Origin of the sequence: Aeromonas sp. QDB03, from assembly GCF_027707985.1 — a bacterium.
Lineage (GTDB): Bacteria > Pseudomonadota > Gammaproteobacteria > Enterobacterales > Aeromonadaceae > Aeromonas > Aeromonas hydrophila.
Window position 1 is genome coordinate 161,927 of record NZ_JAPCJG010000002.1, and the last position, 12,532, is coordinate 174,458.

At 54.4% G+C, this 12,532-nt stretch carries 10 protein-coding genes; 9 read left to right on the forward strand and 1 reads right to left on the reverse strand.

What is annotated here, in order from left to right:
- Positions 1–62: 62 nt before the first annotated feature.
- The 3 genes from PG900_RS05475 (at position 63) to PG900_RS05485 (ending at position 4,614) form a co-directional block, all read left to right on the forward strand.
- A complete protein-coding gene (locus PG900_RS05475; RefSeq protein ID WP_270831041.1) occupies positions 63–3,002 on the forward strand; it encodes a sensor domain-containing phosphodiesterase in 2,940 nt (979 codons plus the stop codon).
- Between the two features lie 65 nt (positions 3,003–3,067).
- Entirely contained in the window at positions 3,068–3,886 is an 819-nt protein-coding gene (gene pflA / locus PG900_RS05480) for a pyruvate formate lyase 1-activating protein (protein ID WP_011705579.1), read from the forward strand.
- 86 nt (positions 3,887–3,972) lie between these two features.
- The gene (locus tag PG900_RS05485) at positions 3,973–4,614 is read left to right on the forward strand and encodes an energy-coupling factor ABC transporter permease (protein WP_043121963.1); all 642 of its coding nucleotides are present in this window, start codon (positions 3,973–3,975) and stop codon (positions 4,612–4,614) included.
- A gap of 84 nt (positions 4,615–4,698) precedes the next feature.
- Here PG900_RS05485 and PG900_RS05490 read toward each other — a convergent pair whose 3' ends face one another.
- A complete protein-coding gene (locus tag PG900_RS05490) occupies positions 4,699–5,223 on the reverse strand; it encodes an acyloxyacyl hydrolase (protein ID WP_049049034.1) in 525 nt (174 codons plus the stop codon).
- An 849-nt stretch (positions 5,224–6,072) separates the two neighbouring features.
- Between PG900_RS05490 and PG900_RS05495 the strand changes: the two genes are divergently transcribed.
- The 6 genes from PG900_RS05495 to PG900_RS05520 all read left to right on the forward strand — a co-directional run bounded on the left by PG900_RS05495 (position 6,073) and on the right by PG900_RS05520 (position 12,521).
- Positions 6,073–6,873, forward strand: coding sequence for an ABC transporter permease (locus tag PG900_RS05495; RefSeq protein WP_270831042.1), 801 nt, complete (start codon positions 6,073–6,075; stop codon positions 6,871–6,873).
- A 4-nt stretch (positions 6,874–6,877) separates the two neighbouring features.
- Positions 6,878–7,528 (forward strand): ABC transporter ATP-binding protein, encoded by a 651-nt coding sequence (locus tag PG900_RS05500; RefSeq protein WP_171280412.1) that lies wholly within the window; start codon positions 6,878–6,880, stop codon positions 7,526–7,528.
- Positions 7,529–7,559: 31 nt separating this feature from the next.
- A complete protein-coding gene (locus PG900_RS05505; RefSeq protein ID WP_323937457.1) occupies positions 7,560–8,753 on the forward strand; it encodes a sugar transporter in 1,194 nt (397 codons plus the stop codon).
- 32 nt (positions 8,754–8,785) lie between these two features.
- Positions 8,786–10,414, forward strand: a complete 1,629-nt coding sequence (locus PG900_RS05510) for a polysaccharide biosynthesis/export family protein (protein WP_372588107.1) — start codon at positions 8,786–8,788, stop codon at positions 10,412–10,414.
- A gap of 92 nt (positions 10,415–10,506) precedes the next feature.
- The gene (gene galU / locus PG900_RS05515) at positions 10,507–11,385 is read left to right on the forward strand and encodes a UTP--glucose-1-phosphate uridylyltransferase GalU (protein ID WP_270831044.1); all 879 of its coding nucleotides are present in this window, start codon (positions 10,507–10,509) and stop codon (positions 11,383–11,385) included.
- 53 nt (positions 11,386–11,438) lie between these two features.
- Positions 11,439–12,521, forward strand: coding sequence for a stealth family protein (locus PG900_RS05520; protein WP_270831045.1), 1,083 nt, complete (start codon positions 11,439–11,441; stop codon positions 12,519–12,521).
- The last annotated feature ends 11 nt before the right edge of the window (positions 12,522–12,532 follow it).

Here is a 12,532-nt window from a genome sequence, read left to right on the forward strand (position 1 = left end):
TTTGTACCGATTTTGCAGTATTCTTGCCACCCGACAGTCGTTCAACAGGATGTTATCAGTTCATGTCGTCAACCGCGCTCAGTCACCTTTCTTCTGCCAGCCAGACACCGCTGTTCTTTCGTCTGGACGTGCGCAGCCAGCGGCTGGTCGCCCTGACCGATGTGATGCAAACCCCGCTCTACTGGCTCGATGAGCCCAGAGGCCCCTGGCCGGCCCAGTTGCCGGATGCGCTGCGCCTGCCCATCGAGCAGGCGCTCACCAGCGGCCATGGCGGCAAGCTGGTGCTGCGCTTTGCCGGCCAGCAATGGCACGTCGCCCTCTCCCATGAGCAGGATGCCTTCTGGCTCATCTGCCTGCAGACCCTGCGCCAGGAGCCGGTGGCCGATCTGGCGCTGCACCTGCCGCGCCTGAGCCAGATGGCGAGCCAGCAACAGTTTGCCGCCATGCTGGAGACCCTCAAGGAGAGTCTGGGGGCCGATCGCCTCATCCTCTGGCACTATCAGGCCAACGGGCCCCTCGGCAGCGAGCAGCTGACCCCGGTCTTCACCCTGGGGGCCGACGAAGTGGCCGCCATTCGCGGCGACAGCCGCTACATCCGCGCCCTGCGCACCCGCAAGTCCCTGAGCTTTTCGGAGGCGGCGCACCAGCCCATGCTGAGCCAACACTACTATCTGGCCAATGCGGGGGTGAGCTCGCGCCTGGACGGCGCGTTGCTGGAGCAGGAAAAACTCATCGGCGTGCTGAGCCTTGAATACCTCAACGCCACCCCGCTCAGCGAGGAGATGCTGCAACTGGTGCGGCACAGCGCCCAGCTGCTCGGCCACTGGCAACCGCTCCCCGAACCTGTGCACAACCCAGTGCTGGCCCTGCCGGCCGAGCTCACCCTGCTGACCGGCATCGCCTATTGCCGCGCCCTGGTGCGCTGGGGCATGAGCGTCAGTGGCGCCCGCATCGGCTGGATCGGCGAGTACCAGCCCCGCGGCCAGGAGCTGTGGATGATCCCGCGCTGCGTGCTGGAGGGGGAGACCTTCTCGGTGCTCAAACCCATCCAGATGGACCCGGGCCCCGGCCAGGAGCTGTTCCAGCACGGCCAGGCGGTCTATGTGGAAGACCTGCCCCTGCGCTATCCTCAGGCCAGCCAGCTGCTGGCACTCAATGCCCCCGTCTATGTCGGCATTCCGCTGCACGGCCAGCACGGTGCCCCCATAGGCCAGCTCACCCTGCTGCTCGACACGCCGCTGGCGGACCCCATGCCACTGCTCGATGCCCTCAGCAGCCAGCACGAGCGGGCAGCCGTCGAACTACAGCGCTTGGCCGCCGACGAAGCCTTGCGGCTGGCCGAGGTGGCTTTCAATACCCACGACGGCCTGCTGGTGATGGATCACAAGGGGATCATCCTCAAGGTCAACAACTCCTTTACCCGCATCACCGGCTTTGCCGACGATGAGATGATCGGCCAGCATATCGTCCGGCTCAGGCCCACCTACTATGGCGATCACCTGAAACAGGATGTGCGCCAGGCGGTGGCGGCCCAGGAGTTCTGGATGGGGGAAGAGCGCTGCCTGCACAAGGATGGCCACCTGTTCCCGGTGCGGTTGATGGTGAGCGGGGTGCAGGACGAGCACGGCGAGATCAGCCACTACGTCTGCAGCTTCTACGACATCAGCAAGGAGAAGGAGGCGGCACGCCACATCGAGCAGCTCGCCTACTACGACGATCTGTGCGGCCTCTACAACCGCCGCAGCCTCAACGACATCATGCAGCGCACTCTGCAGGAGGCCAGCGGCCAGTGGGGCGCCCTGCTGCTGGTGGATCTGGACAACTTCAAGTCGATCAACGACTCCCTCGGCCATGCCTGCGGCGATCTGCTGCTGCAGGCAGTGGTGGAGCGGCTCAAGGGGCTGCCGCAGGACAACCTGGTGCTGGCCCGCATCTCGGGTGACGAATTCGCCCTGCTGTTCACCGCCCTGGGTCAGGGCTATGTCACCGCCAAGATCCTCGCCGAGCACTTCGCCCGCGAGCTGATGGGGCTGTTTCGCATTCCGTTCGACATCGAGGATCACAAGCTGCACTGCAGCGCTTCAGTGGGGATCAGCCTCTTCTCCAGCGAGGACAAGGATCACCTGGTGCTGATGCAGCAGGCCGACACCGCCACCCACATGGCCAAGCGATCCGGCCAGGGCAACTATGTGTTCTTCAGCGAGGCGATGGCCGAGAAAGAGAAGAGCAAGCTCGCGCTCAACAACCAGCTACGCGACGCCCTGCGCCACCACGAGCTGCAACTGCACTATCAGCCGCAATACCGGGTCGACAACGGCGCACTGTCCGGCATCGAGGCGCTGCTGCGCTGGCAGCGCAGCGACGGCAGCATGGTGCCGCCGGCGGAGTTCATCCCCATTGCCGAAGAGACCAGCCTCATCCAGGACATCGGCTACTGGGTGATGAAGACCGCCTGCGCCCAGTACAGCTTCTGGCTCAATCGCGGGCTGGCCATTCCCCACCTGTCGGTCAACGTCAGTGCCCGCCAGTTCCACACCGTCGGCTTCGTGCAGCAGGTGGAATACATACTGCGCGATACCGGGGTGCCCCCCTCCCGCCTGCTGCTGGAGGTGACCGAATCCGTGGTGCTGGAGAACCGGCTGGAGAGCATCGCCAGAATGCGCCAGCTCAAGGAGCTCGGCATCCTGCTCTCCATCGATGATTTTGGCACCGGCTACTCGTCGCTCGCCTACCTGCGCGACCTGCCGGCGGACGAGGTTAAGCTTGACCGAAGCTTCATTCAGACCCTGGTACACAGCGAACAGGACAAGGCCATCGTCAAGGCGATCCTGGAACTGGCCAAGGTTTTTCGTTTTACCGTCACCGCCGAAGGGGTGGAGGACGAAGAGCAGCTCGCCATCCTCAAATCCCTCGGATGCCAGCATTATCAAGGCTTCCTGACCAGCCGGCCGCTCACCGCCAAAGCCCTCGAGAGCCTGCTGGGTGCCGCGGTACCGGGCTAAACATGTAGGATTTATAGGGCTTTATGTAATAAAATAACGGCCTGCTCGAATCATTGGAGTCGTCTATGTCTGTCATTAATCGGATCCCCGCTGTCGAAGTCAGCGCCACCGCCGCTGAAACCAGTGTGACCGCCGATGCATCCGGGGTCATTGGCCGGATCCATTCCGTTGAAACCTGCGGCACCGTCGATGGCCCCGGAATACGCTTCATCGTGTTCATGCAGGGCTGCCTGATGCGCTGCAAGTACTGCCACAACCGCGACACCTGGGACACCCAGGGCGGCCGCGAGGTGACAGTGCCGGAGTTGATGAGCGACATCACCAGCTATCGTCACTTCATGAATGCCTCGGGTGGCGGGGTCACTGCCTCGGGTGGCGAAGCCATGCTGCAGCAAAATTTCATCGCCGAACTGTTCGCCGCCTGCAAGGAGAAGGGCATCCACACCTGCCTCGACACCAACGGCTTCGTGCGCCACTACGACGAGCAGCTCGACAAGGTGCTCGACAATACCGATCTGGTGCTGCTCGACATCAAGCAGATCAACGACGACAAGCACATTCCGCTGACTCACGTCAGCAACAAGTACACCCTGGAGTTTGCCCGCTATCTGGCCGCCAAGGGCAAGACCATGTGGATCCGCTACGTGGTGGTACCGACCTGGTCGGACGACGACGAGAGCGCCGAAGGGCTCGGCCAGTTCATCGCCGAACTGGGAGAGTGCGTCGAGAAGGTGGAGCTGCTGCCCTACCACGAACTTGGCAAGCACAAGTGGGACGTACTGGGCGACACCTATGATCTCAACGGGATCAAGCCGCCCAGCAAGGAGACCATGGACCGCGTCCAGGGCATCCTCGCCAAGTACCACAACAACGTAAAATACTGATAGCTCAGGGGCTGGCCGGGAAAACGCCGGCCCCTTTCACATCGGGCTTCGCCCACCTGCATGCCGTCACCGGACAAGGATCTGCCATGAGTGAAGGACAAGCCGCCGCCCTGCTGCTCTGGGTACTGCTGCTCATATTCAGCCTGCGCGGCGCTTTGCTGCGCACCCTCTACCACAATCCGCTCTATCAGCATCTCTGCCTCGGCGGCGCCATCGTGCTGGTGCCGCTTTGGACCCTGCGGGCCGGCCTGCACGAGGGACTGGACGTGCACTTTCTCGGCCTCACCAGCCTGACCCTGCTGCTGGGCTGGCGTCTCGCCCTGCTCGCCCCCTGCCTCACCCTGCTGGTGCTCAGCTATTTTGGCGTCATCCCGCTAGCCGAGATCGGCTGGCAGGCCCTCATCGGCGTGGCCCTGCCGGTCGCCACCACCTGGCTGCTGTTTCTGGCCAGCTGGGCCTGGCTACCGCGCCATCTGTTCGTCTACCTGTTCGTGGTGGCCTTTCTTGGCGGCGCCCTTTCCATCTCGGTCAAGGTGGTGGCCAGTGCCCTCCTGATGGGCCTTAGCGACACCTATCCCTGGTACACCATCAGCGCCGACTACCTTTCCATCTGGCCGCTGCTGCTCTTCCCCGAAGCGCTGCTCAACGGCATGACTATGACCCTGCTCGCCATCTACCGCCCCCACTGGGTCAACACCTTCTTCGACCGGGAATACCTGGGCCGCTGATCTAGATGTTAGGCTTGATGAACACCCGCAAAGCAAAAGCCCCTGAGGAGAGGGGCTTGGCTCATGCAATGCAGTAAGGAATAGCTAGAAGCGATATTCAATGTGGATGGAGTGACTATCCAGACCCGGGTTCTGCTCATACATGTTGGCGTTGGACATGTGCTCATATTGATAGCCAATCAGCCAGTTTGAAGTCAGTGCATAGCCAAGACCAATACCACTTGAAAACTGGAACGGCCCACCGTAGTCCTTGAAGCCATTGCCACGGTGGCCGAATTCATGCTCCGCCAGCCAGAGCACTTCAACCGGGATCCAGACCACCCAGTTGCCCCACAGGCACTCAGCCCTGGCACCAGTTCCGAGTCTGGCTGTGCTGTCATCTCCTACCTTCAACATACCACCCCGAGCCCCCAGACCAAGCTGACAGCCTGTGTCGCCCCAACGCCAAAACATATGGTGGTATTTCACATCAACGCTATAGATGTCGAGTTTCTCATTTTCAGCGGGCTTGCCGAGCTGCAACGCCATAATGTCATCACCGGCCACAACGTTCGTGCCGGCACTCAAGGTCGCCAGCGCCCCGGCAAGCAAAAGCATGTTAGCGTTCATCTTCCCCTCCAACGTCCTTGTTGTTGTCCTTGTTGTTGTCCTTGTTGTTCTGCGTAGCCACACTCAAGTTCGAATGGGTACACATCAGGCATAGTCAGTGAGGAAGATGTTTGTCAATTGGATATGAAAAACTAAAAAGTTCAACATTTCAGGGGAAATAGTCTAGCAAGCGGAGACATTAACAATGAATTACAGAACAAATCAGATGGGAAGGATATTATTTGAGCAGTGGAATAGTAATGATGCACTTCTTTGAAAATTAAAAAATACAAGAAACCAAGATCACAAAAACAGTATTTCAATGAAAAAACATCGTATGTAAGAAAAGTCTTAATTAATCATTTTTTCACCATTAATACTCATCGGATCTGTGTCAATCACCATAAAGTTTCAAAAAAAACACATTAACAACAAATGGTTAGACTTGACAGTTGACTTTTCCACCAATTGATATTGCGTGTTGACTCAATTGCAACTGGTGGGTAGTATGCAGCACAAATAAAATTAAGCATGATGCGCATCACAGAATGACGCGATATGCACGGGTTGATTACTTGCTTTGCAAGTCCATTTATGTTTGCTGTTCACAGCAAGCAACGCCTCGCTATCACCCCCATTTTATTTTCGTTAAACACAATCTGCTTTCTTTCTTCGGGAATATGTCATTGCCGTGCGGTAGCTATGCCTAATCGCAGCCCTAAAAATAACAACAAAGCAACATGGCATCAACATGTCTGTACTAATCAAATACGAACTGACGCCCTACTACCATTGCAGTAGTCAGTGGATCAGCAGTTTGTGATAGAGTCGCACCTTCTTAAAATTCAATTGTCGATATTAGATTAAACATTGAACACCCCTATTCTCTCAACTCATCGCAGAACCTCGCTGGCCGTGCTGAAGGATGTCACCTTCGGCCTGCTGATGCGTGAACTGAAGACCCGTTTCGGCAGTTACCGGATGGGTTACACCTGGGCCGTGCTCGATCCCTTGTTTGCGATTTCAGTATTCTGTTTCATCTTTGGTATGCGCCAGCGCACCGGCTTCGGCGGGGTGGAAGCACCGGTCTTTATCGCCGCCGGTTACCTGCCCTTTATGATGTTCCAAAACGTGGTCGGTCAACTGCAATCCGCAGTCAGTGCCAACAAGGGACTGTTTTGCTATCGGCAGGTGACCCCCTTTGCCACCCTGTTTTCCCGTTTCTTGCTGGAAACCCTGATTGGTGTACTGGTCGCCTTTGTACTGATCTTGGGACTTATCTGGTTTGGCTTCGATGCTATGCCCGCCGATCCGCTGGCCGTGCTGACCGGCTATGGATTGCTGATGATTTTTTCATTCGCGTTGGGAACCTTGTTCTGCGTTGCGACTTCGCTTTCCGAGGAAGCACGCAAACTAATCCCTATTCTAATGCGACCTATGATGTGGATCTCGGCGGTATTCTTTCCGTTGGCAGCGGTGCCACAGAACTATCAGCATCTATTGCTATGGAATCCTGTTGTGCATGCCTTGGAGCTGATCCGCTCCGGCTGGATTGCTGGCTTCCAGACTCTGGGAGGCAGTTGGGGCTATCTCACGGGTATCACATTGATATTACTTACCTTTGCCATGAGTGCCTATCGCCTCAGCCATCGCCGCTTAATTGCAAGCTAACCGTATGATCACGCTGGAAAACGTCTCAAAATATTATCCGACCAAATTTGGCCGTCATTACGTGCTTAAAGATGTCAGCTTCACCCTGCCGGGAGATCGCAATATCGGCATTCTCGGAGCCAACGGCGCCGGCAAGTCGACCTTGCTGCGATTGCTCGGCGGCATGGATATGCCCAACAAAGGCAAAGTGACTCGCCATAGTCGGGTTTCCTGGCCACTGGCCTTGAGCGGCGGCTTTCAAGGCAGCATGACGGGGCGGGAAAATACCCGTTTTGTCTGCCGCATCCATGGTGTGCACGATACAGCAGCCGTGGAAGAGTGGGTCAAGGAGTTCTCGGAGATAGGAAAGCACTTTGAACTGCCCATTAAAGGCTATTCCAGTGGTATGAAATCCAAGTTTTCCTTCGCCGTCAGCATGGCCTTTGATTTCGATATCTACCTCACCGACGAGATCACCTCGGTAGGGGATGCCAGATTCAAGCAAAAGTGCATCGATGTCTTCACCCAAAAGCGGCAGACCGCCAGCTTGATCATGGTCTCTCACGACATGAAAACTTTACGCCAACAGTGTGATATGGGCATCGTGCTGCAAAATGGGCAATTGACCCTGCACGATGACATTGAAGACGCCATCACCATCTATCAAAAGCTCTGATTTTTCCTTTTAAGCCTTGCCACGGATACCTATGACCAAAGCCAATCTCAGTGCCCTGCTTGAGCGAAAACTTCGCAAATTCAAGCGGGACCCAAAACTCTTTCTCATCGATTCCAAGGGTTATCGGGTAGCCCGCCAGTCGTGGAAAAAAGCAATCAAGCTAGGCAGTTTTTTATGGATCCTAGGTTGCTTCATGTTAGCAACCTTCTATTACAGTTTTGTGGCAAGCGATCGCTACGTCAGTCAAGCCAGCCTTATCATCAAGCAGGCAGATCAGCTCAAGATGATGCCGGATGCCCTCTCCATGCTGGGGCTGGGTGGTAGCAATCATCAGGATGTGCTGGTGATCCAGGATTACCTTAAATCCTGGGACATGCTCAATACACTGGATAAAAAGCTGCAATTAAAACAGCACTACCAGAGCGACAACGCAGATCTTTTCTCCCGCCTACCGGCAGACGCCAGTCGCGAAGAGTTTCTGGCCTTCTATCGTGACCACCTGACCGTCAGCCTAGATGAGCTTTCCGGGGTGTTGACCGTCAGTTTGCAAACCTTTGAGCCTGAGTATGCCAAGCAGGTGGTCGCACTGATGCTCAAGGAGAGCGAAGGATTCATCAACCGGCTGAGCCGTCAGGTCGCCGTCGAGCAACTCAAGTTCGTCGAATCTCAGGTTGCCCGCTCCCACGAGCGGCTGCTGAGTGAACGGGAAAAGATGCTCGCCTTCCAGAACCAACACCAGCTGATGAGCCCCGAGGCTACCAGTACCGCCATGATGGGCGTGGTGTCTGAGCTGGAAGCGGAACTGGTACGCCAGGACGCCGAGCTTAAACGTCTGCAGATCTACATGAACCCCAATGCCCCTGACGTGGTGGCGGTAAAAGATCGGGTGGATGCCCTCACCCGCCAACTGGCGCAAGAGAAACAGCGACTGACCGGCAGCGAGAAGCAAGCCCTCAACGAGGTCAACGCCGATTATCAGGCGGTTCAAGTACAAACCCAGCTGGCCGCCGATGTCTACAAGACCGGCCTGGTTAGCATGGAACAGGCCCGCGTCGAAGCCTATCGCAAACTGAAGCATCTGCTGGTGGTCAGCCAACCCAGCTTGGCCGAAGAGGCTGAATATCCCCGCCGTCTCTACAACCTGGCAACCATAGGTGTGCTGCTTTGTCTTTTCTACGGTCTGGTCGTGATGGGTCTGGCGACCCTGCGTGAACACCAGGACTGATCAGGAGTGATTTTTTGAAGATGTTATCCCATTTGAACCTGAAGCCCAGCCTGCTGGCGCTGGGCCTCAGCATGTTGCTGCAACCTGCGTTCGCCCTCGAGATCTCGCAAGAAGCAGCCCCGGTTCGCAAGGTCATTACCGACACCCAGACCCAGGATCCGGTCTTTGGCAACTGGCTGTTTCGCGGCGAATTCGCCCGCGAATCCTTCAATGGCTTCAACCCGGATTACCGCATCTCCATTGGCGATCGCGTACAGGTACAGCTCTGGGGCGGCGTCGAGTTTGATCAACCGCTGACGGTCGATCATCAAGGCAATATCTTTCTGCCCAAGGTGGGCCCCATCAAGGTAGCCGGGGTACGCAACGAGCAGCTCAACGATACCCTGCTGGGCGCCATCACCACCGTTTATCAGAAGAACGTCAGCGTGTATGCCACCCTGGATGTCAGCCAACCGGTCAAGATCTTCGTGACCGGCTTTGTCAAACAGCCGGGTCTGTTTGCCGGCCAATCGGGGGACTCCATCCTCTATTTTCTCGACAAGGCGGGTGGCATCTCCCCCGAGCGTGGCAGCTACCTGGATGTGGCCCTCAAGCGCAATGGCCAAACCTTGCGCCACTACAATCTCTACCAGTTCCTGATCAATGGTACCCTGCTGCCGACCCAGTTGCGTGATGGCGACATCATAGTGGTGGCACCGCTGCGTTATCAGACCACGGTCAGAGGCAAGGTTGCCAACGCCAACAAGTTCGAGCTGAGCAAGCCCCATGTCACCCTGACCGAGCTGATGCAGATGGCCAGGCCCGACCCCGATGCCACCCATATCCGGGTGAGCCGCAATCAGGGGGAAGATATCCGCATGGACTACTACCCCATCAATGATCAGCAGATGAGCAGCCACATGGTCAGCTCCGGTGATACCGTGGAGGTGATTGCCGACAAGCGTTACGCCTCCATCGCGGTGCGGGTGGAAGGGGAACACGACAGTGCCCAGGAGTATGTGCTCAAGTACGGCGCTCGCCTTGGCGACATCCTCAACGGCTTGAAACTGACCCAGGATGCGGATCTCAGTGCCATCCAGCTCTATCGGGAATCGGTCAAGGTTCGTCAAAAAGAGATGCTGCAGTCATCGCTCAAGGCGCTGGAAGCCAGCATCCTGACCGCACGCTCCTCGTCTGAAGGTGAGGCCAAGCTGCGCAACAGCGAAGCTCAGCTTCTGATGCAGTGGGTGGAGCGTGCCAAAGACATTCAGCCCAACGGCCAGGTGGTGCTTGCCAACGGCACCAATATGGAAGACGTGCGGCTCGAACCGGGTGATATCATCCGTATCCCGCGCCAGACCAACCTCATCATGGTACACGGGGATGTAATGTTCCCGAACGCCATCCTGATGGACAGCAAGCGTACCGTGGCCGATTACATCAATCTGGCCGGCGGCTTTACCCAGAAAGCCAGCAACTCCCGCATCCTGTTGCTGCACCGTGATGGCACCTTCAGCCAGATCGAGAAGAGCGATCTGGACAACAAAGAGATTGCCATCAAACCGGGTGACGAGATCTTCGTACTGCCGCAGGTCGATACCAAGTCACTGCAGATCACCAAGGATATTACCGAAGTGCTCTATCAGATCGCCATTTCGGCTAGAGCATTGGTATTGCTTTAAGTAATTCTTTTAATTCTTTTTGGTAGGGCTGAAATAATAATCACAGCCCTGCTTTTTTATACATAAAAAACAAATAAATAATAAGGGATAAAATGAAAGCTGTTATTCCAGTTGCTGGCCTGGGTACCCGCATGTTACCTGCAACCAAGGCTATTCCTAAAGAAATGCTGCCTATTGTAGACAAGCCATTGATTCAGTATGTAGTCAATGAATGCATAGCGGCAGGCATCAAAGAAATTATTCTTGTTACACATTCATCCAAAAATGCCATAGAGAACCACTTCGACAAGTCATTCGAGCTAGAAGCGACCTTGGAAAGCAGGGTTAAACGGCAACTACTGGAAGAGATCCAGTCCATATGCCCCAAGGATGTGACTATCATGCATGTCCGTCAAGGTGAGGCAAAAGGGTTGGGCCACGCAGTGCTTTCCGCATATCCTCTCGTCGGTGACAACCCGTTTGTAGTGGTATTGCCTGATGTGATTATCGACGACGCCGCAAGCGATCTGAAAAAAGATAATCTGGCAAAAATGGTTCGAAATTATAAAGAGTCAAGTCACTCCCAGATTATGGTGGAACCTGTTGATATCAAAGATGTATCAAAATACGGTATCGTGGACTGCCATTCTATTGATGTGAATGCTGGTGAGTCTGCCACTATATTTGATGTTGTTGAGAAGCCGGAACAAGATGAAGCGCCATCCAATCTTGCTATTGTTGGGCGTTACGTGTTAACGCCAGAGATATGGCCACACCTGCGTACAACCAAACCTGGTGCTGGTGATGAAATTCAGCTAACAGATGCCATCTCAGAATTGCTGAAAAATGGCCAAGTAGATGCTTTCTGTATGCAGGGAAAGTCTCATGACTGTGGCGATAAGCTGGGGTATATGAAAGCTTTTGTTGAATATGGCCTTAGACATAGAGACTATCAGCACAGTTTCCGAGAGTTTATAACATCATTAGTTTGATTTTATAAAATTCAGGGCGAGGTGATTCCTCGCTCTTTATAAAGCTAAACATCATGAGAAAACTAAGAAAGTTCTTCAAAAGTCCGGGGATTTTTATTCGGGATCATCTGAATAAGAAATATCCAATCGTCCGAAACGAGATCGCATGTGCCGAGAATGATGAAGATGTCCTTATGCGCCATGATCTGGCACTGGAAAGTCAAATAGAAATTGATTTTCCTATTGATGTGGTTTTTACATGGGTAGATGACTCAGATCCTTCCTGGCAAGAGCGTTACCAGCATTACAAGCGATTAATAAATGAAAGTCACGTCGGTATGCATGCTACTGACTCGGCTCGATTTAGTAACCATGATGAATTGAGATATTCACTTGGTAGTGTGCTCAGGTTCTTGCCATGGGTTAGACGAATATATATTGTTACTGATAAGCAGTGCCCAAAATGGTTGACCCCCACTGATAGAATCCGGATTGTCGATCATTCCGAGATTATCGAGTCACAGTACCTACCTACATTCAATTCCCACGTGATTGAAGCGCATCTGCACAAGATACCTGATCTGGCAGAGCACTTTATATATTTCAATGACGATGTCTTTGTCGCCAGACCACTGCCTGCGGGGCATTTTTTCAGAAGCAATGGTATCGCCTCCCTCTTTATGGCCAAGAAAAGCTTGACCATTATGCAGGGGAAGGGAGCAGACACACCGACCTTGTCGGCCTCATTGAAATCTGCCGCTATCTTGAATAATGATTTCAGTTTTCTTATCGATCACCCATTGGTACATACTTATGTACCACTACGCAAGAGCATGTTTGAGACAAGTTGGCGGTTATATAGAACAGAGCTGAAAGAGTTTTTGCCAAATCGATTTAGGACAAATTATGATTTGAATTTGGCAACTTTTTTTGTTCCTTGGCTCTCATATATTAGAGGAGTTGCCGTTCCCTCCAGAGATATCTGCTATTACTTTAATGTCAGATCTCCAGCGGCCGCAACTTATTTCAATGCTCTCCAGTTAGCGAAAAAGAAAGGAACTCTACCTCACTCATTTTGTGCAAATGACTTTAATACAAAAAATCTGAATCATAAATGCAATATAAGCAAATTGCTATCTAATTATTTTTCTGAGTAATCGGGATAAAA

Coding starts and splice junctions, on each gene's coding strand:
- PG900_RS05500 (WP_171280412.1), top strand. CDS start 6,878: ATGATCACGCTGGAAAACGTCTCAAAATATTATCCGACCAAATTTGGC.
- PG900_RS05475 (WP_270831041.1), top strand. CDS start 63: ATGTCGTCAACCGCGCTCAGTCACCTTTCTTCTGCCAGCCAGACACCG.
- pflA (WP_011705579.1), top strand. CDS start 3,068: ATGTCTGTCATTAATCGGATCCCCGCTGTCGAAGTCAGCGCCACCGCC.
- PG900_RS05485 (WP_043121963.1), top strand. CDS start 3,973: ATGAGTGAAGGACAAGCCGCCGCCCTGCTGCTCTGGGTACTGCTGCTC.
- PG900_RS05520 (WP_270831045.1), top strand. CDS start 11,439: ATGAGAAAACTAAGAAAGTTCTTCAAAAGTCCGGGGATTTTTATTCGG.
- PG900_RS05490 (WP_049049034.1), bottom strand. CDS start 5,223: ATGAACGCTAACATGCTTTTGCTTGCCGGGGCGCTGGCGACCTTGAGT.
- galU (WP_270831044.1), top strand. CDS start 10,507: ATGAAAGCTGTTATTCCAGTTGCTGGCCTGGGTACCCGCATGTTACCT.
- PG900_RS05505 (WP_323937457.1), top strand. CDS start 7,560: ATGACCAAAGCCAATCTCAGTGCCCTGCTTGAGCGAAAACTTCGCAAA.